At 53.6% G+C, this 18,345-nt stretch carries 18 protein-coding genes and 2 tRNA genes; 6 read left to right on the top strand and 14 right to left on the bottom strand.

Translation table 11 applies throughout. The features are described from left to right. Nucleotides 1-131: 131 nt before the first annotated feature. From U2W12_RS15825 to msrA, 3 genes are all read right to left on the bottom strand, one after another. Nucleotides 132-680 carry a response regulator transcription factor gene (locus U2W12_RS15825; protein ID WP_326501662.1) on the bottom strand — a complete coding sequence of 183 codons (549 nt, stop codon included), beginning with the start codon at nt 678-680 and terminating at the stop codon, nt 132-134. Then, nucleotides 673-2,061, bottom strand: a complete 1,389-nt coding sequence (locus U2W12_RS15820) for an ATP-binding protein (RefSeq protein ID WP_326501661.1) — start codon at nt 2,059-2,061, stop codon at nt 673-675. Before U2W12_RS15820 ends, U2W12_RS15825 begins: the two co-directional genes overlap by 8 nt. A 659-nt stretch (nt 2,062-2,720) precedes the next feature. Then, the gene (gene msrA, locus U2W12_RS15815) at nt 2,721-3,362 is read right to left on the bottom strand and encodes a peptide-methionine (S)-S-oxide reductase MsrA (RefSeq protein ID WP_326501660.1); all 642 of its coding nucleotides are present in this window, start codon (nt 3,360-3,362) and stop codon (nt 2,721-2,723) included. A gap of 84 nt (nt 3,363-3,446) precedes the next feature. On the opposite strand from msrA, the gene hslO reads away from it, so the two are divergent. Then, entirely contained in the window at nt 3,447-4,313 is an 867-nt protein-coding gene (hslO, locus tag U2W12_RS15810) for an Hsp33 family molecular chaperone HslO (RefSeq protein WP_326501659.1), read from the top strand. 8 nt (nt 4,314-4,321) lie between these two features. Here the strand turns inward: hslO and U2W12_RS15805 are convergent, their stop codons facing one another. The 4 genes from U2W12_RS15805 to U2W12_RS15790 form a co-directional block, all read right to left on the bottom strand. Beyond that, nucleotides 4,322-5,200 carry a TraB/GumN family protein gene (locus U2W12_RS15805; RefSeq protein ID WP_326501658.1) on the bottom strand — a complete coding sequence of 293 codons (879 nt, stop codon included), beginning with the start codon at nt 5,198-5,200 and terminating at the stop codon, nt 4,322-4,324. After that, on the bottom strand, nt 5,200-5,586 hold the full coding sequence (locus U2W12_RS15800) for a cupin domain-containing protein (protein ID WP_326501657.1): 387 nt from the start codon (nt 5,584-5,586) through the stop codon (nt 5,200-5,202). Before U2W12_RS15800 ends, U2W12_RS15805 begins: the two co-directional genes overlap by 1 nt. Before the next feature lie 187 nt (nt 5,587-5,773). Next, nucleotides 5,774-6,751: an ABC transporter permease gene (locus U2W12_RS15795; protein WP_326501656.1), complete on the bottom strand. Its 978-nt coding sequence runs from the start codon at nt 6,749-6,751 to the stop codon at nt 5,774-5,776. Further along, nucleotides 6,748-8,943, bottom strand: a complete 2,196-nt coding sequence (locus U2W12_RS15790; RefSeq protein WP_326501655.1) for an ABC transporter substrate-binding protein — start codon at nt 8,941-8,943, stop codon at nt 6,748-6,750. The genes U2W12_RS15795 and U2W12_RS15790 overlap by 4 nt, the downstream gene beginning before the upstream one ends. 125 nt (nt 8,944-9,068) lie before the next feature. Between U2W12_RS15790 and U2W12_RS15785 the strand changes: the two genes are divergently transcribed. Then, entirely contained in the window at nt 9,069-9,851 is a 783-nt protein-coding gene (locus U2W12_RS15785; RefSeq protein ID WP_326501654.1) for an enoyl-ACP reductase, read from the top strand. Nucleotides 9,852-9,928: 77 nt separating this feature from the next. Here the strand turns inward: U2W12_RS15785 and U2W12_RS15780 are convergent, their stop codons facing one another. From U2W12_RS15780 to U2W12_RS15750, 7 genes are all read right to left on the bottom strand, one after another. Then, nucleotides 9,929-11,809, bottom strand: coding sequence for a SurA N-terminal domain-containing protein (locus U2W12_RS15780; protein ID WP_326501653.1), 1,881 nt, complete (start codon nt 11,807-11,809; stop codon nt 9,929-9,931). Nucleotides 11,810-11,897: 88 nt separating this feature from the next. Beyond that, a tRNA-Asp gene (locus U2W12_RS15775) sits at nt 11,898-11,974 on the bottom strand. Nucleotides 11,975-11,980: 6 nt separating this feature from the next. Next, nucleotides 11,981-12,056, bottom strand: a tRNA-Val gene (locus U2W12_RS15770). 13 nt (nt 12,057-12,069) lie between these two features. Further along, the gene (locus tag U2W12_RS15765; RefSeq protein ID WP_326501652.1) at nt 12,070-12,342 is read right to left on the bottom strand and encodes an HU family DNA-binding protein; all 273 of its coding nucleotides are present in this window, start codon (nt 12,340-12,342) and stop codon (nt 12,070-12,072) included. Nucleotides 12,343-12,533: 191 nt separating this feature from the next. Continuing rightward, entirely contained in the window at nt 12,534-14,942 is a 2,409-nt protein-coding gene (gene lon, locus U2W12_RS15760; protein WP_326501800.1) for an endopeptidase La, read from the bottom strand. A 225-nt stretch (nt 14,943-15,167) separates the two neighbouring features. Beyond that, on the bottom strand, nt 15,168-15,383 hold the full coding sequence (locus U2W12_RS15755) for a hypothetical protein (RefSeq protein ID WP_326501651.1): 216 nt from the start codon (nt 15,381-15,383) through the stop codon (nt 15,168-15,170). Between the two features lie 155 nt (nt 15,384-15,538). Further along, nucleotides 15,539-15,661, bottom strand: a complete 123-nt coding sequence (locus U2W12_RS15750) for a hypothetical protein (protein WP_326501650.1) — start codon at nt 15,659-15,661, stop codon at nt 15,539-15,541. A 398-nt stretch (nt 15,662-16,059) separates the two neighbouring features. Here U2W12_RS15750 and U2W12_RS15745 point away from each other — a divergent pair, with 398 nt between their 5' ends. From U2W12_RS15745 to U2W12_RS15730, 4 genes are all read left to right on the top strand, one after another. Beyond that, the gene (locus U2W12_RS15745) at nt 16,060-16,296 is read left to right on the top strand and encodes a hypothetical protein (protein WP_326501649.1); all 237 of its coding nucleotides are present in this window, start codon (nt 16,060-16,062) and stop codon (nt 16,294-16,296) included. 94 nt (nt 16,297-16,390) lie between these two features. Next, nucleotides 16,391-16,936 (top strand): Slp family lipoprotein, encoded by a 546-nt coding sequence (locus tag U2W12_RS15740; protein WP_326501648.1) that lies wholly within the window; start codon nt 16,391-16,393, stop codon nt 16,934-16,936. Between the two features lie 115 nt (nt 16,937-17,051). After that, the gene (locus U2W12_RS15735; RefSeq protein WP_326501647.1) at nt 17,052-17,639 is read left to right on the top strand and encodes an HD domain-containing protein; all 588 of its coding nucleotides are present in this window, start codon (nt 17,052-17,054) and stop codon (nt 17,637-17,639) included. Between the two features lie 206 nt (nt 17,640-17,845). Next, entirely contained in the window at nt 17,846-18,244 is a 399-nt protein-coding gene (locus U2W12_RS15730) for a hypothetical protein (RefSeq protein WP_326501646.1), read from the top strand. The last annotated feature ends 101 nt before the right edge of the window (nt 18,245-18,345 follow it).

The raw sequence follows: 18,345 nt of genomic DNA, 5'->3' as shown, positions 1-18,345 counted from the left end.
GCCCCATGGCGAATCTACCTCAAGGGAGGTCAAGGGACAAAAGAACGGTTGCCAACAATCGCAACGCATATGACGAATGTCCCGATCGCTACAAAAGATGCCGGCATCGCGACAAAGTGAGCGAATCACTGTTACTCCCTGACCGGCCGTTTTTCGAGTTTACGTTGCAGCGTGCGCCGGTGCATGTTTAAAGCTCTGGCGGCGGCCGAAATATTGCCGTCGTGCTGCATCAGGATTTTTTGCAAATGCTCCCATTCCAGGCGCTTGACCGACAAGGGGCTTTCGCTGATCGACACGGTCGCGTCGCCTTCGTTCTTATGCAGCGCAGCCAAAATTTCGTCGGCGTTGGCCGGCTTGGTCAGATAGTGTATTGCGCCCAGCTTGATCGCTTCGACCGCAGTCGCGATACTCGCGAAGCCGGTCAGCATCACGCAAGCGGTATTCGCGTCCAGTGAAATCAGTTTCTTTACCAGTTCCAGGCCCGATTCATGGCCGATGCGCAAGTCGATCACCGCATATTCGGGCAGATTCTGTTCGGCAAGCTCGATGCCGCTCTGCACATCGTTGGCGACCAGCACTTCATAATTCCGTTTTTCGAGCGCGGATTTGAGCACCCGGCAATAGGTTTCATCGTCGTCGACCAGCAATAATCTCGGTTTATCGCTCGCTCGGTTATCCATTGATGGAATTCTCCTCTTCGTTCACTTCGGCATGCAACAGCGGCAGCGTGATCTCGACGCAGGCGCCGTGCGGCTCCGCATTATAAAGCCGGATCGTGCCGCCAAGCCGGTAAATAGTTGAATATGTCAGAAACAGGCCGACCCCCAAGCCGTGCTTTTTACTTATCAACGGCTTTCTCCCTGCGCTCTCGAGCATTTCCGGCGGAAAACCGGGGCCATAATCGCGAATCTTGATATGCATGAGCCGCAAATCCCAGAAAGCGTGAAATTCAATGCCTTTGCGATTATCGCCGGACGCGTCGGCCGCATTGTTCAAGATATTGATCAAGGCATGCGTCAGCGTGCGTTCGGCGATAATTTCGGCTTCATCGACATTGTCCGGATCGATGAAAAAATTCAGTTTGACCGTGGATTTCTGGGTGCGCCAGAGATTGATCACATCATCGATATAGGCGGTCACGCGCATGATGCGTCCGGATTCGGCGCGAATTTCGCCAGCCGAAGCAGACATCACCGATAACGCTTTTTTGCAGCGGTCAAGCTGTTCCTGCATGATGTCGATTTGTTCATGAAGATCGGGAAAGCGGTGCAGCGGATATTCCTGCCGTAATTCATGCGCGACAATCGCGATCGTGCCCAAGGGCGTGCCCATGTCGTGCGCCGCGCTCGCGGCCAGTGTGCCGAGCGCAACCACGCGTTCGTCACGGAGCGCATTTTCGCGCGCGATCGCCAGACTGCGTTCCTGAATTTTCAATGTTTTCGCCAATTCGACCACGAAAAACGCGACCAGTCCGGCGCTGAACACAAAACCGAACCACATGCCGAACATATGCAGGTCGTAATAGTGCCGGTCGCCAGCCGCATAAGCATTCAACAGCATCGAGTAATGCGCCATATCCGGATGCAGCTGCGCTGGATCGGGCATGTGCGGCTCGATCGAGGGCAAAGGGATGTTGTAGGCAATCAAAATCGTGTACATCGAGGTGGTCAACACGACCATGTACCAGGCATAAGATTGCGGCAGCATGATCGCGGTTACAATCAGCGGCAGCAGGAACACCCAGATGATCGGATTCGAAGCGCCGCCTGTCAGATACATGAACGCGGCAATCCCGAGCACATCGGTCGTCAATTGCGAGAAAATTTCGAGCTCCGATACCGGGTCCTCGGTCTGCAAACGCATCGACGTGTACATATTGACGGAGATGATCGACACGACCACCAGCCACAATTGCTCTTCGGGCAACTTGATATTCAACCCATAGACCGAGATGATCACCAACAGCGAAGCCGCCAGAATCAGCATATTTCTGAGGATAAACAGCCATTTCAGATTTTGTCTGGCGTTGAATTCCGACTTGGGGGTAACGTTTGTGAGCATTTTCCAAAATAACCGAAAAAATTGACCAATCTGTGTCTCTAGCGTTATTGTCGCCGATTTAGCAGACATTGCGAACTGCGACAGCATGTCGCACTACCCTTTCAAATGCCATCGCAATGATTGTATTTACTTTTTGCAGCGTTTAGCGAGCAGGTTGACTGAAAGTTACGCTTAAATCTGCCTAAATTTTTTGAGGCGGTTTACCAACCGCCTTTTTTTATAATCGTACCCGACAAGGCCAGAAATGCCTTCTGGAAATGTCGCTGTCGCTTTTTTGATAATCGTTGCACGGGTGCGACAATTTGCCACATTTTAAATTGACTTTGCTGTTGCTATTATTAATCTAACTTTTGAGATTCTTCGGAATCTGTGAGCTGAAAGTTGCGTTGAAATCTTCCTAATAGTTCTGAGGCGGTTACCCAACCGCCTTTTTTTTGCCTTCCGATTTTACGCCTAAGCATTCAAATTCATGCGCAACATTTTGTCCCCTTTTTGCAACCATTGTTGCCATGCGACAATTTGCCACATTTTAACTTGCGTCCGCTGTTGTTATTATTAACCTAACTTTTGAGGTTCTTCGGAGCCTGTGAGCTGAAAGTTGCGTTGAAATCTTCCTAATAGTTCTCAGGCGGTTACCCAACCGCCTTTTTTTTGCCCGCTCATTTGTCGGCGTAGCACACGCCTAAGCCGCCGAGCCCGCAATAGCCGCCGGGATTCTTGGCAAGGTATTGCTGGTGATAATCCTCGGCATAATAAAACTCGCCGGCCGGCAAAATAATCTCGGTCGTAATCGCGCCAAATCCCGCCCTCATCAATTGCTCCTGAAAAGCCAGCCTTGACGCGATGGCCTGATCATATTGTTGCTGGTCATAGGTATAAATCCCGGAGCGGTATTGCGTGCCTATATCGTTGCCCTGGCGCATGCCTTGCGTCGGATTGTGCGCTTCCCAGAACAGCTTCAGCAGTTCGCCGTACGGTGTCAACTCGGGATCGTAAACCACCCTGACCACTTCACTGTGTCCGGTCATGCCGGAACAGACCTGTTCATATGTCGGATTAATCGTAACACCGCCGCTATAGCCGACCGCGGTGCTGAAAACGTGGGGATGATTCCAAAAACGGCGCTCGGCGCCCCAAAAGCAGCCGAGACCGAACATCGCCAGTTGCAGATGTTCGGGAAACGGCGGCAAAATTGGATTGCCGTTCACAAAATGACGATTGGTCACGCGCATCGGTTCGGGATTGCCGGGCAGCGCGTCCAGAGGGTCTGGAAGCGACAGCTTTTTCGAGGAAAAAATCATGGCCGAAACCATTAAAATGAACAGGACGCTAGGTTACATCGATTGCAAGGTATAATAAAGTGTTTACTTTTCCGGAAAGACAGGATGGAAGAAGATAGTTTACGCCGTTTTATTTTCGAAGAATTCGGTGTGCGCGGCGAATGGGTCAAATTGACGGACAGTTGGCAATCCGCCAGGCAGAATCAGCACGGCAATATGACCGTGCTAGAGAATTTGGGGCAGGCGCTGGCGGCGGCGGCGCTGTTGTCCGCCACGATCAAGTTCAACGGCTCGATCATCATGCAGGCGCAGGGCGACGGCGCATTCAGAACCCTGGTCGCGCAGTCGACGCACGACCGAAAAATCAGAGGCCAAGTGCGTTGTGCCGGCGAAGTCGAGCAGGGCCCGCTCGAAGCCATGTTCGGACAAGGTCGATTGGTACTGACGATCAGGCCGGATAACTCCGACCCCTACCAAGGCATCGTACCGCTGAAGGGCGACAACCTGGCCGCCGCCTTGCAGACTTACTTCATCCAGTCAGAACAACTGGATACCCGTTTGTGGCTGTTCGCGAATGATAAGGTTGCGGCGGGGCTCTTGCTGCAGGAATTGCCGACGCACAAGGATTTCAAGTTCGCCTGGGAACGGATCGTGACGCTGGCCGATACCCTGACAAAAACCGAGTTACTGAATCTCGACTGCGAGGCGCTTCTCCACCGGCTATTTCATGAAGAAAAAGTCCGGCTCTTCGATACCGAGCCGGTGCAATTCGAGTGCGCCTGCTCCACGCAGAAAATCGAATACGCCCTGCGTTCGCTCGGCGAGCAGGAGCTTGAGCATATTCTGGAAGAAAAAGGTGCTGTCGAAGTCGGCTGCGAATTTTGTAACAAGCAATACCGCTTCGATCGGATCGATGTGCAAAAACTGCTGACCGGCGATTTATCGCCTTATCAGGCGGATACTCGGCATTGACGGCTCGCTCAATCCAGGCGAACCACGCGAAATCCCTGACGTTTCAACAGCTCGACCAGACCGTCGGCGCCCAATAAGTGCAGGCTGCCGACCACGACCAAGGCGCTGCCCGTACTGTTTTCGCGCAGAAACGCGGAAATTTGCGGCAGCCAGGCGCGGTTTCTATCGCTATTCAGACGCCGGTAAAATCCGGGTATGTCATTGATTCCATCCTGACGCAGCAACCGCAGCAAGCCTTCTGCGTCGCCGTTGCGCCAACGCATATGCAATTGATGCAGCTGCGCGGGGTCCTGCATGTCTTTTAGGCTCTGGTTCAAGAACAACTCCTGATCCTGTTGATCCATTTCATCAAAAACCTTAAGCTGTTGACTCAAGGTTTCAAGTCCCGCCGTTTGCTTGCGGGCGATAGCCGCCATTTCCATATAATGCTTGTCCAATCCCAAATCCGGCAGAAAACCGGCCTTGGTGACTTCAAAATTTGCGATTGTCAACGCCGCCAGCCACGGTTTCATGGCCTGGAACGTCTCGATCGGCAACCGGTTGGTCCGGCAATAGTCTTGCAACCGCTTCCAAGTGCCGGCTTTCAGGCTTTGCTTGAGCGTTCCGCCGCCGGAGATAAAGCCTGTCTGCATTACCGCTTGAACCCGCCCGGAATTGTTCAACTCTTCCGGAGCAACTTCAAAAAACACTTTGCCGGCATCATCGAACACCTGGTTGGCAACCGCCGCCGGCGGATAATCCTCGGCCTTCAGCATGTGAAACGAGCCCAGCAAATAAACGCTATTGTTCTCGTCGCTGATTTGCCAGAGCAAGGGCTTCGGCGGTTCAGCCGAAGCCCTTGCCCAACACAGCGTCAGCAGCAGCAAACTCAACCATCGTACGCTCATCAATGCCCCGGCCCCATTTCAAAAATGATCAATTCGGCGGGCTCGCCGCCGATATTCTCGACGGTCATCGATTGGCCGGTTTCCCAAAAAACCTCACCCTCCGAATAAATGCCGGTCTTGTCGCCTTCGACCACTTGCAGCGTGCCCTTGACCACATAGCGCGGCCCCGGGCCTTCATGCGTATGGCGTGGGGTTTTGACGCCTTGCGGAAAGTCAACCCGAATCACTTTGCCGTTCACGTTCGGGCCAGGCAGTGTCGCCTGTTGCTGCAACAACACCGTTCTCTTGATTTCAGACGCTTCTCTTGCGAACGCGGAATGACTCTGCGCAACGAACAATACTGACGACAGCATTGCCGCTTTTTTGAAAACAGGGGGGATCGACATAGATTTTTCCTCTTGTGAATGAAATAGAAAATTTTGAGATAACCATTTTTTTAACCTGGCTGGCCAAAAAAATTCGCATTGCCGCGTTAGCGATTAGGCGGCACACTTCGAAGCATCACGGCTTCGATTGTCGGAACGCTAACGCGTTCCCTGCTCTACGCGCCGATTATTCCCGCGGAATCGCCGGTCAAGACAACCTGACGCGCGGATCGACCAGTGTATACGAAATATCGGTCAGCAACAGTCCGAGTACATACAGGATCGATCCAAGAAATACCATTGCGCGAACCATCGCGAAGTCCTGGCTGTTGATCGCATCGATCGTGTAGCTGCCGAGACCCGGGATGCTGAAAAACGATTCCATGATCAGGCTGCCCATGAACAACAGCGGCAACACGACGACCACGCCGGTCAGAATCGGGATCATCGCATTCGGCAGCACATGGCGGAACAACGTCTGGGTTTCGGTAAGGCCCTTCGCGCGCGCGGTGCGCACATAATCCTTGCCGACTTCTTCCAGAAATAAGGTCCGATACCAGCGCACACCGGAACCGATGCCAGAAAACACGCCGATCACGACCGGCAGGATCAAAAACTTGAGTGCGCCGAAACCTTCGTCGTAACCGGAAATCGGCACCAGTTTTAGCAGTTTGCCGATCACGAACTGGCCGCCGATGATGTAGAACAGTGACGAAATCGACATCAGGACCACGCACAACACCAGCCCGCCGAACTCCAGATAACTGCCGCGAAACAGCACCATCAGCAAGGCAAAACCGATATTGGTCAGCAAACCGACCACCAGGCTCGGCATCGCCAACGCCAGGCTCGGCCACATTCGCTGTTGAATATCCGCGCCGATATTGCGGCCGCTGTCAGAGACGCCGAAACGGAACAAAAACAGGCCGACCGATTTTTGATAAAAAATCGTCTCGGTGATTTTGGCCCCGCCCTGCGCTTGCTCGTTCCAGAGTAACGGCCGATCATAGCCATGCTGATGCTTCCAGTTCGCGATCGCCTCCGGAGTAACATGCTTTTGACCAAGCTGCATCCGGGCCATGTCGTTAGGGCTGTTCACGATGAAAAACAGCACGAAGGTCAGTATGTTGATTCCGACCAGGATAGGAAATGCATAGAGCAGGCGGCGGATAATATAGTAAATCATCGTAATACCTCCGTTTGATTGGCCAGTGCCGCAGGCAGGGAGCGTTTGGCGCGGCGGCGATAGGCTTGGACCGCGGGCGCGAACAACAGGGCGACCAACACCCCGGCGGCGGCCAGCGGCCAGAACACCGGACGGTTCCATCGCTTGCGGAGTTCGGCTCGCTGGACCGGATCGATACGTACATATTTGAGCCGGTTGTTCGCCATCAGATTCGGTTTCAGGTTGCTCGCCCAGCTATGGTAGAGTGAAAATGTCTTGGGATGAAAACCGAATACCCAGGGCGCATCGCGGCGTATGATCGCCTGCATTTGCCGGATGATTTGCAGGCGCTGTTCGCCGTTCTCCATGTTGCGCATTTGTTCGAACAAGCGGTCGAATTCGGGATTCTGGTAATTGCCCGAGTTCTCGCCGCTGTGTTTGACCTTGCCATTGAAGCCGTACAATAACGCAAAGAAATTTTCCGGATCGGGATAATCGGCGTTCCAGCCCCAGACATAAATTTGCGCATTGCCGGCGCTCATCTTTTGCTGAAAACGGTTGTAATCGGTCGCGCGGATCACCAGTTGAATGCCGAGCTTTTGAAACTGCTTGCGATACCAGCTCATCAGCGGCTTGTCATCGACGCTGGTCGCTGTCGTGTCGAAATACAAAATCATGGGCTCTTTCGTTTTCGGGTCGACGCCGTTCGGATAGCCGGCCTCGGCGATCAATTTGCGGGCTGTCTCTATCGATTTACGCCGAGGCTTGCCGTCCACCCAATCATAAACGTAAGAATTGATGCCGGCCTCGCCCGGCTCGTTGCCGAAAATGCCCGGAGGAATTGCGCCCTGCGCGGGCACGCCGCGTTCATTCCGGAAGATCGCAATGAATTCCTCGTAGTCGATCGCGATCGCAATCGCCTGGCGCAGTTTCCGGGTTTGGTCGCTATCGCCGCCAACTGTTGCATCGAGCATGTTAAAGCCCATATAGAAGATCGAGGTTTCGACCGAGGTATAAAGGCGGATGCCCTTCTCTTTCAGGCTGTCGGTCAAGGTCACGCCGCCGCCGGTAAACTGTATCGCCTGATCGAAACTGTCGGACGCGATGCCCGAGGAATCATAATAACCCTGCAAAAATTTGCTCCAGTTCGGTATCGTTTCCTTTTCGAGCGTCACGACGACTTTATCGATGAACGGCAACGGCTTACCGGCATCCGCCAGCAAACCTTTCTCGGCGTCGCCGGACTCGCCTTCAGAAGGATAGGCCTCGAAATGGAAATTCGGATTCTTGACCAGCATCATGCGCCGGTTCGGATTGTTTTCGGCCAGGAAATAAGGCCCAGTGCCGACCGGATACCAGTCTAGCGTAATGTTTTTGTCGCTGAAACCCGGCTGGTCGTAAAACGCATCGGCCTCCCAGGGCATCGGCGCGAAAAAAGGCATCGCCAACCAATAGCTGAACTGCGGATATTTACCTTTGATTCGAATCCGATAATGATATCGATCGAGCGCCTCGACGCCGGCTATCGGCAGCGTTTTGAGCACTGCCTTGGACTTGTCGGCGCTTATTTTGGCGAAATCGTCAAACCCCACGATATAGTTTTTCATCATTTCCGCGATCGGCGACTGTGTCTTCGGATAGGCAAGACGCTTGATCTGATAAACATAATCCTCGGCGGTCAACTCGCGCGTGCCGGTCTCGGCAAAATCGTTCAATGTCGCTAAAGCATCGACGGCATTTTTATCGAGATGATGGTAACGGTATCGCCCTTCTTTATCCTGAGCAAAGGCCGGATGAGGCTGAAAACGGATGCCGGGTTTGATTTCGAGCAGATAATCGCTGTAGGCGATGTCTTGCGGATCGGCATCCGCTCCGAGCTTATGGCCCTGCCGATCGTAATAGCGAATGTCGGGCAGACGCGCCGCGGCCAACGGCGTCAGTTGATAAGGCCGTTTCAGATAATGGTATTGCAGCGGCGGCTCGTAAATCTGCGCGATGAACGCATATTCGTTCTCGCTGTAGGCGACCGCCGGGTCCAAATGCTTGGGGCGCTCCGCGAACGACATATACAGCACCGCCTGCTTGTCATCCTGCTTCGGATAAGGATCGTTCCAGGGCGAATCGCTGCACGCAACCAGCAGAGCCGCCAGACAAAACAGAGCGGAAGGAAAAATATCGGCGCGGCAAAACTTGATTGACAAAAGACTGGACATCGCTGAATGGGTCGTGGATACTTTGCGGCTTATTTTATCGTGTTTGCGCATCAAAACCTGACTTTTCTATCGTCAAGGCAGCAAGCAAACACAAAGTATATCCACAAAAACAACGGGAGATCAGAATGGGTTTCATGCAAGGCAAACGTGTCTTGATTGTCGGTCTGGCGAGCAATCGTTCGATTGCCTGGGGCATCGCCAAGGCAATGCATCGGGAAGGCGCCGAGCTGGCGTTTACGTTTCAAAACGACAAGCTGCAAAGCCGGGTCGAGGAAATGGCCGCCGAATGCGGCTCCAGCATCACCGTGGAATGCGATGTCAGCTCCGACGAGCACATCGACAATGTATTTAAAGTACTGGGCCAGCATTGGGACGGGCTCGATGCGATCGTGCATTCGGTCGCTTATGCACCGCGCGATGCATTGGATGGCGATTATGTGAACGCGACAACGCGGGAAAATTTCCGCATCGCGCATGACATCAGCTCGTACAGCTTCACCGCGCTGGCCAAGGCCGGCAGAAGCCTGATGGCTGGCCGCAACGGTTCGCTGCTGACCTTGACCTACCTCGGCGCCGAACGCGCGATTCCGAATTACAACGTGATGGGCGTCGCGAAAGCCAGCCTCGAAGCGAATGTACGCTATATGGCGGTGGCCCTGGGTGCCGAAGGCACGCGCGTGAACGCGATTTCGGCCGGTCCGATCAGAACCTTGGCCGCTTCCGGCATCAACAACTTCAAGGCGATGCTGAGCAAGGCGGCGGATACCGCGCCGTTGAAAAGGAATGTCTCGATCGAAGAAGTCGGCAATGTCGCGGCCTTCATGTGTTCAGACCTTGCCTCGGGCATCACCGGCGAAGTCACTTATGTCGATTGTGGCTACAACATCGCGGGATTGGCGGCATCTTGAGTCTTAGAGGGTACGCATTGCATACCCTCTAGGCGCTCAATTGCAATAAAAAAGGGAGCCGAAGCTCCCTTTTTTATTTACTGCGTTTTGGCCTCGTCAGCCGATTTGTTGATCTCGATATCGGCATCCGTTTCGAGCGTTTGCAGCATCGCATTGAACTCGGCTTGCCCGAAAGCTTTGGCGATATTCTTGGTCGCCAGATCCATTTTTTTCTTGTCATCCTCGCTGATCACCCCCGGAGCGACCTTGCTCAGACTGACCACCGCCTGCGCGCCGTCCGGCAGTTCGGCCACCAGAATCGTCGGCTTGCCGCCCGCTGGTTTCGCGGCCTTGAATACCGCATCGCTGAGTGCGTCAGAAATCTCCGTTTTGCCGCGCGTATAACCGGTCATTTTTTTCACTTCGAGTTTCTCGTTCGCGGCCAAGTTCGCAAGCGTTTCACCGGCTCTCAACGCATCCTTCAGTTTTTGCGCTTTTTCAAGCGCCTGCTTCTTGGCTTTTTCGATTAGCAGTTGCGCGCTGATCCCGGCTTTCACGCTGTCCAGCGCTTCAATCGCGGCCGGCTTATAATCGAGTTTGCGGAGCACGACCACATGCTCGGCGCTGATTTCGACCGGTGTACTGTTATTGCCTTGCAACACTTCGTCGGAGAATGCCGCTTCGCGGATTTTCGGATTTGCCGCGATGCCGGTGCCGGCAGCCTTGGTAAAGAAAGCGGTCTTATTGACTGCCAGCCCCAGAGCTTTCGCGACCGCATCCAGGTTGTCCGGATTTTCATAACTCAACTCGGCCAGTTTTTCGCCGGAATCATAGAAAGCCGTTTCGGCCTGCGATTTTTGATAGGCCTTCGTCACCTCGGCCTTCACGCTCTCGAACGGTTTCGTTTCGCCCGACACCAGCTCGGTCACTTTGATCAGATGATAGCCGAACGAGGATTTGACCGGCTCCGACACTTCGCCCAGCTTGAGCTTGCCGACTGCCTCCTCGAACGATTTATCCATCGCGCCAGCATTGAAAAGCCCCAAATCGCCGCCGTTCTTCGCGGTCAGCTTGTCGTCCGACACTTCTGCGGCCAGCGCCGCGAAATCCCTGCTCGCCAGTTCGGCTTTGGCTTTTTGGGCCTTGGCGAGTGCGGTTTTGTCGTCGGTTTGCGCGTTGACCGCAAACAGAATATGGCTGATCTTCCGGCGCTCAGGCGTGCTGTACTGTTCCTTTTGCTCCGCATAATAAGCTTTCAGCTTGTCATCGGTCACTTCGACTTTTTGCGCGATCGCATCGAGCGACAGTTCGACATAACTGACCGAGATCTGCTCAGGCGTTTTGTATTGATCCTGATGCTGCTGATAGTAAGCATTGATCTCTTCGTTGGAAGGCTGTTCGGTCAATTTCGGCAATGCCACGGTCACATAATCGAAATCGCGCTGCTGATTCTGAATCTTGAAAAAGCTCTCGACGTCGTAGGATGTCGCGAAACTGGTATCGGTAACGCCCCCTTGCAGCTGCTGCATGATCAACGCATTCTTGATCCGCGCAACGAAGTCGTTCGAAGTCATTCTCTGCGAATTCAACAATGATTTATAACGATCTTCATTAAACTTGCCGTCGACCTTGAAATAATCGAGTTCCTTGATGAAGTCGCGCGCTTCCTGATCGGTCGCGACCAAACCCGTCGCATGCGCGTATTGCAGCAGGACTTCGTCCTTGATCAGTTTATCGAGCGCCTGCGCCTTTAGCGTGGCTTCGTCAATGCCCATCCCGCGCAATTGCTGGGCGTACTGCTCATAGGCACGGTTCACATCGTTCTGATAAAAATCTTTATCGCCAACAGAAGCGACCGGCGCAAGTTTCCCGGCGTCAAAATAGTTTTGAATACCCCATAACGCAAACGGAATACCGATCGCCAGCAAGATGACCCACGCGAACGCGCCTTGCGCCTTTTCTCTGATTGTCGTCAGCATATGCTCTGTCCTAAAGAAATCCTGTGATTGTAGGCAAAATCCGATAAAAAAAAAGCCCCGGACCGATTGGTACGGGGCTTTCTTATTTTGGCGGAGCGGACGGGGCTCGAACCCGCGACCCCCGGCGTGACAGGCCGGTATTCTAACCAACTGAACTACCGCTCCAAAGTCTGGTGGGTGCTGAGGGGTTCGAACCCCCGACCCTCGCCTTGTAAGGGCGATGCTCTCCCAGCTGAGCTAAGCACCCGACTTAAAGATCACTATTGTACAGCATCTTTTAAAGATTTGCCAACTTTAAATGCAGGCATTTTTGCAGCCTTGATCGTAATTTCTTCTCCAGTCTGCGGATTACGGCCCTTGCGCTCGGCTCTTTCCTTCACTGAAAAGGTTCCGAAACCGACCAAAGTGACCGAATCACCTGCTTTCAAGGAGTCTTCCACGGCTTTGATAAAACCGTCCAGAGCACGGCCGGCGTCAGCCTTGGTCAATTCAGCAGAATGTGCGATAGCGTCGATTAATTCCGATTTATTCATTATTCCCCCTTTAGGAAATTCTATATTTTTATATATGTTGATATTCGTTCAGCAATAGCCCGAGCCTATTTCTTGGGATCAATAACCACACAAGAAAGGCAACAGTTATATCAAGCGCTGTTGCCGACTGTCAAGCTCGGAGAGCGCAGAATGACTGCATCTCCGTGCATCCGTCACAAAAAGAAAGCCTTTCAATGCGCGGTCAATCCCTGATTTTTGATTTTGACCGGATCCAATTCGGCCTTCGCATTGTCATCGACTTCGTTTTTGGTCACCGGCGACGGCATATATTGCAGCGCAACCGCAAGCACCTCATCGATCCAGTGCACTGGCTTGATATCGAGATTCTGTTTGATGTTTTCCGGAATTTCCGCCAAATCCTTCGCATTGTCCACAGGAATCAACACGGTTGTAATGCCGCCCCGATGCGCGGCCAGCAATTTTTCCTTCAGCCCGCCGATCGGCAGCACTTCGCCACGCAACGTGATCTCGCCGGTCATCGCAACGTTCGCGCGCACCGGAATCTTGGTCAACGCGGAAATAATCGCTGTGCACATGCCGATACCCGCGCTCGGCCCGTCTTTCGGAGTCGCGCCTTCGGGTACGTGAATATGGATGTCGTTCTTTTGGAACACATCGCTGTCGATGCCGAGAACTTCCGCGCGGCTTCTGACCACGGTCATCGCCGCCTCGATCGATTCCTTCATCACCTCGCCGAGTTTGCCGGTCGAGGAATGCTTGCCCTTGCCCGGAATCACAGCTGTTTCGATCGTCAGCAATTCGCCGCCGACCTCGGTCCAGGCAAGCCCCGTAACCTGACCAACCTGATCCTGTTCCTCGGCCAAACCGAAATCGAAACGTCTGACGCCCAGATAGCTATCCAGGTTTTCCTGGGTAACCACCGTTTTCTGCTCGGCCGGCTGCAACAGCAGCGATTTGACGACCTTACGGCAAACCTTCGAAATATCGCGTTCCAAGCCCCGAACGCCCGCCTCGCGGGTGTAATAGCGGATCATGTCGCGCACGGCCGCTTCGGTAATCTCGATTTCCTGCGGTTTCAAACCGTTATTCTTGATCTGCTTCGGAATCAGATAACGCATCGCGATATTGATTTTTTCGTCTTCGGTATAACCGGCCAGACGAATCACCTCCATTCGGTCCAACAGCGCCGGCGGAATGTTCATCGTATTCGCAGTCGCGACAAACATCACATCGGACAGATCGAAATCGACTTCCAGATAATGATCAGAGAAAGTATGGTTCTGTTCGGGGTCCAGCACCTCCAGCAAGGCGGACGCCGGATCGCCGCGGAAATCGGCCGCCATTTTGTCGATTTCGTCGAGCAAGAACATCGGATTGCGCGTCTTCACCTTGGCCAGATTTTGCAGAATCTTGCCCGGCATCGAACCGATATAGGTGCGCCGGTGGCCGCGGATTTCGGCTTCGTCGCGCACGCCGCCCAACGCCATCCGCACATACTTACGGTTGGTTGCGCGCGCGATCGACTCGCCGAGCGAAGTCTTGCCGACGCCCGGCGGTCCGACCAGGCACAGGATCGGTCCTTTCAACTGTTTGACGCGCTGCTGCACGGCCAGGTATTCGAGAATCCGTTCCTTGACCTTTTCGAGACCGAAATGATCTTCTTCGAGCACCTGCTCGGCGATTTTCAGATCGTGGCGCACCTTGGTTTTCTGTTTCCACGGCACATTGACCATCCAGTCGATATAGTTACGAACGACAGTCGCTTCGGCCGACATCGGCGACATCAGCTTGAGCTTGTTGAGTTCGGCCAGCGCCTTGCTCTTGGCTTCCTTGGACATGCCGGCGTCTTCGATCCGGTTTTCGAGATCCTCGATTTCATTCGGCGCATTTTCAATTTCGCCGAGCTCCTTCTGAATCGCCTTCATTTGCTCGTTCAGATAATATTCGCGCTGGTTTTTCTCCATTTGCTGTTTCACGCGCACGCGAATGCGTTTTTCCATCTCGAGAAGATCGACCTCGCCTTCCATATAGGTCATCAAACTTTCAAGACGCTTGCCAGTATCCATCGTTTCGAGAATCGTCTGCTTCTCGTTCACTTTCAAGGCCATATGCGCCGCAATGGTATCGGCCAGACGGCTCAGGTCATCGATGCCGGCCAGCGCGTTCAGCACTTCGGGCGGAATTTTGTTGTTCAGCTTGACATATTGGTCGAACGAGCTGATTGCGGTGCGCTGTAAGACTTCCTGCTCCTGTTCGGACAAGGTCAACTGGTCTTCCAGCGTGGCGACCTGAGCCGAAAAATAGCTGCCGGTTTCGATATATTTCAAAACCTGACTGCGCTCGCTGCCTTCAACCAGCACCTTGACCGTGCCGTCGGGCAGTTTCAGCAATTGCAGAATGTTCGCCAGCGTGCCGATATGGTAAAGATCGTCGAATTCCGGCTCATCGACCTCGGCTTCGCGCTGCGCGACCAGCAAAATCTGTTTATTGTCCTTCATCGCGGCATCCAGCGCGTCGATCGAGCGCTCGCGGCCGACAAACAAAGGGATCACCATGTGGGGATAAACCACCACATCGCGCAACGGCAGGACCGGAACCAGCGACAGGGGTGGTTGTATGTCTAAATCTTTCTGTGTGTCCATTCAAGGAACCTTCAACACTGTTCTTGGAATAATGATTATGGGGATGCACACGAAAATAGCAAGCTTTCGAAAAAAATTAATAATAAGTCAAGAGGACGCTGAACCCGCCCGGAGAACGGACGATACTTTATTTGTCCGTTCAAATCGAAGATGAGTGCGGTGTTGTGAAAAAACCGTCAGGAGACGACTCAGTGAACGGTTTTAAAAAATTTGAATGGCTTTGTTGTTGCCGGGCCAAACGGGATGCGGCCCTTCGCCTTCGCAATACCAGGTCGCCACGCCGTTTTTGCAGCCGGTATAGGCAATACAGCCGGTTTCAGGAGCGTCCGCGCTGCCGGCGCGGTCGTTGCAGGCTGACCACCAGCCGATCGTTTGCTTGTCGAACCCCGGAAACAACTTGTCGTTTTTGCTGTGCATCACCATTACCGGCAAGGGTTTCGGGCAACTGCGGCCCCTGAAGTTCTCTCAGGTAATGCCCGCAGCGCTCGGCGCGATCGCGGTGGGGATATGCCGGACAAATCAGCCAAATCAGGACTTGAAGATAGATAGGACATGAGTGCTTCTCTATAAAGCTAGGCGGGCGCGTCTTGGCGGAATATCAGAGCCAAAGGCTTCAGGGCTTCCGCAAGGCCCTGTTCCAATCCGGCGACATCATACGGAACCAAATGAGCCACGATCGGTTCGGCTAATATCATAGCTTTTTCAAATGGATAATTGCATCGTTTGGCGCTATGCCCTGGCCTTTTTATGCTATTTGTAAAATAGCAACTTTCTACGAAATAATAGGTTCCGCCTATAGGTAAAGGAACGCTACGTGGAGACGCATTAAATCCGCTATTTCCTGGTCGTGTGCGATTCACGCGCGCCGCGCAGTTCTGCTTTATCTCCCAGCCTTCGCTGACACAGGCGAACAAAAAGCCTCCGACTCGGGCTGATGCGGACTATCGGCGCGCAACGCTTAGGCCCGCTGCTGGCGAGCTATCAGCATGCACATTCGCAGATCGAACTCGAATTGATCATCGATCAGGAAAGCATCTTGTTGCATTAACTCGAATCCGTTCTACTTGATCTTGTCATCTCCTCGCCCGCGCAATTGTTCAGTGAACCTTATCCCTCCGCGCTGCTCTATGAAGAAAAATATGCGGTCGTCTTCGCCCTCGGCATCGCGCTGATGCCGGAATACACGTTGCCGAAACACATCAAAGAGATAGAATGGCGTTACCTTGCCACCCCCGAAATCGGCCGCAAGGTGTATGCGATAGACAAAACGTATTTGTCCCAAAAACACCCATTGAATGCGTTGATCGCCAGACGACAAGACGGCCGTTGAGATAACCCCGCTTCCCCAGCGCATCCGGTGCGGGAACGCTCGTTTGATACGCGATGCCGCGACCCGAGACCGGCGTTACGAGAGGAGTCAAATCATGAACATTCGAGTTTTACTGCTTTTATCTGCTTCGTTGTTGAACGCCTGCTCGACGCTGCCGCCGGCGATCAAGGATCCGCCTGCGGTAGACATATCGTTTCCGCAAGCGAGCGTTGACATAGCGCGCTACAAAGGCGCACCGGTGCGTTGGGGCGGCGTGATCATCGACGTGCAGAACGAGAAGGACTACACCCGGCTGCAAGTGTTGTCCTATCCGCTGAACAGTTACGGACGGCCGAATCGGGAAAAACCTTATCAAGGACGCTTCTATCTCGACAGCCGCAAGTTTCTCGATCCGGCCGTGTACAAGAAGGATAAAGAGATCACCGCGGCCGGCGTCCTGACCGGCGACCAAGAACTGATGATCGGCAATAAGCTGCTGCGACTGCCGGTGCTGGAAACCACCACGCTCCATCTGTGGCCGGACTATGAACCCACACCCTATTATTACAATGGAGGATTCGGCCCCGGCGGTTTTTATCCCTACGGTTACTACGGCTATCCGTATTATTGGGGCGGTTACTACGGTTTTCCGCGTTATTAGTCATGGCACGGCGTGCGCCGCTTACCATCGCCGCGAGTCTTCCGGGACTGGTGTCGCCGCATCGGTTATGATAAATTCCCGACAGGGCCCAATCGCACTTCACCCGGAGGTTTCGATGAACAATCATGAAACGCATGATGTCGTCAGCTTTACCGCATTGAAGGACAGTACCGTCGAGGACTGGAAGATTCTCCGCGCACATTTCCAGCAACTCGCCACCGGCCTGCCCGACCGCATCCTGGATCATCTGAAGCTGCTGAACGGCGATTTCGGCGGCTTTCCGGTCGATCGGCTGCAACATTCGCTGCAAACCGCGACGCTCGCGCATCAGGCCGGCGAGGACGAAGAGTATGTCGTCTGCGCACTGCTGCACGACATCGGCGACACGCTCGGCTGCTATAATCATGCGGACATCGCCGCCGCGATACTGCAACCGTTCGTCTCCGAGGAAAACCACTGGATGATCCAGCATCACGGCATTTTCCAGGGTTATTATTTTTTTCACCACCTGGGCCTGGACCGGAATCTGCGCGAGCAGTTTCGAGGCCATCCCTGCTTTGAACGCACCGCCACGTTTTGCGAAAAGTATGACAATCCGGCGTTTGATCCGAATAGAAAACCGATGCGGCTGGATGAATTCGCCCCGATGGTCCACCGCGTTTTCTCAGCGCCCAAGAGATCCATTTATAGTGCATTAGTATAAAATCTAACGCGTTGGCAAGACTGGGGAGATGTCATTATCAGACTTTACAATTCGACCCGATCGGCGCTTTTTGTGACGCGAGTCCCTTTTGCGTGCGCCTTCATAGTGCCTACTTCAACGCATCCGGCTAAAGGATGCGTCGTTTAAAATTCATATTCGATTAAGTTTACCGGGTATAATAGCCGCTGACTTTCACTCTCGCCGCCATGTCGTTATCAAGCCGCTCATTATTGCCGTTGTTATTGGTCATACTGCAATTTTTTGCACCGTTGCTGCATGCGCATACCGGCGCGCAGCAAACGCATTTCGGCTTGCATGTTCCAGGGCTTGAGTCATTCGGCAGCACCTCCGCCGCCGCCATGTCAGTCCAACCCGAGCTGCATGTCTCGAATACCGGCGACTGTATCGTCGCGATCGATGACGGCATGCGGGAAAAACGCATCCAGTCGGAAGAACATTCTGCAAGCGACTGCCTGCCTGTTCTGACCTGGATTCTGAAAACGCCCGCGGCGTCAAACTCCAGCGCTGAATTTCCTCAGCCTCCACTCCTACTGTCGCGTCCGCGTTCACCCGCGCTGTCTCCGCGCGCCCCTCCAATCAGCTAACGATCTGCGGTCTTCCTAAAACGGAAGACAAAACCGTCAGACTTTTTAGTGAATCTTGCGTTTTTTCGCGCGGTTGCACATAGAGTTGTCTGTGTCATCCA

Source organism: Methylomicrobium sp. Wu6 (assembly GCF_035916875.1).
Classification (GTDB): Bacteria; Pseudomonadota; Gammaproteobacteria; order Methylococcales; family Methylomonadaceae; genus Methylomicrobium.
This window is presented reverse-complemented; position numbering and strand designations above follow the sequence as displayed.

Bases quoted from the DNA above. Each gene is read 5' to 3' on its own strand.
- U2W12_RS15785 (WP_326501654.1), top strand. From the start codon at position 9,069: ATGGGTTTCATGCAAGGCAAACGTGTCTTGATTGTCGGTCTGGCGAGC.
- U2W12_RS15805 (WP_326501658.1), bottom strand. From the start codon at position 5,200: ATGAGCGTACGATGGTTGAGTTTGCTGCTGCTGACGCTGTGTTGGGCA.
- U2W12_RS15730 (WP_326501646.1), top strand. From the start codon at position 17,846: ATGTCGTTATCAAGCCGCTCATTATTGCCGTTGTTATTGGTCATACTG.
- U2W12_RS15750 (WP_326501650.1), bottom strand. From the start codon at position 15,661: ATGATATTAGCCGAACCGATCGTGGCTCATTTGGTTCCGTATGATGTC.
- U2W12_RS15780 (WP_326501653.1), bottom strand. From the start codon at position 11,809: ATGCTGACGACAATCAGAGAAAAGGCGCAAGGCGCGTTCGCGTGGGTC.
- U2W12_RS15825 (WP_326501662.1), bottom strand. From the start codon at position 680: ATGGATAACCGAGCGAGCGATAAACCGAGATTATTGCTGGTCGACGAC.
- U2W12_RS15740 (WP_326501648.1), top strand. From the start codon at position 16,391: ATGAACATTCGAGTTTTACTGCTTTTATCTGCTTCGTTGTTGAACGCC.
- U2W12_RS15820 (WP_326501661.1), bottom strand. From the start codon at position 2,061: ATGCTCACAAACGTTACCCCCAAGTCGGAATTCAACGCCAGACAAAAT.
- hslO (WP_326501659.1), top strand. From the start codon at position 3,447: ATGGAAGAAGATAGTTTACGCCGTTTTATTTTCGAAGAATTCGGTGTG.
- msrA (WP_326501660.1), bottom strand. From the start codon at position 3,362: ATGATTTTTTCCTCGAAAAAGCTGTCGCTTCCAGACCCTCTGGACGCG.
- U2W12_RS15735 (WP_326501647.1), top strand. From the start codon at position 17,052: ATGAACAATCATGAAACGCATGATGTCGTCAGCTTTACCGCATTGAAG.
- U2W12_RS15755 (WP_326501651.1), bottom strand. From the start codon at position 15,383: ATGCACAGCAAAAACGACAAGTTGTTTCCGGGGTTCGACAAGCAAACG.
- U2W12_RS15765 (WP_326501652.1), bottom strand. From the start codon at position 12,342: ATGAATAAATCGGAATTAATCGACGCTATCGCACATTCTGCTGAATTG.
- U2W12_RS15795 (WP_326501656.1), bottom strand. From the start codon at position 6,751: ATGATTTACTATATTATCCGCCGCCTGCTCTATGCATTTCCTATCCTG.
- U2W12_RS15800 (WP_326501657.1), bottom strand. From the start codon at position 5,586: ATGTCGATCCCCCCTGTTTTCAAAAAAGCGGCAATGCTGTCGTCAGTA.
- U2W12_RS15790 (WP_326501655.1), bottom strand. From the start codon at position 8,943: ATGTCCAGTCTTTTGTCAATCAAGTTTTGCCGCGCCGATATTTTTCCT.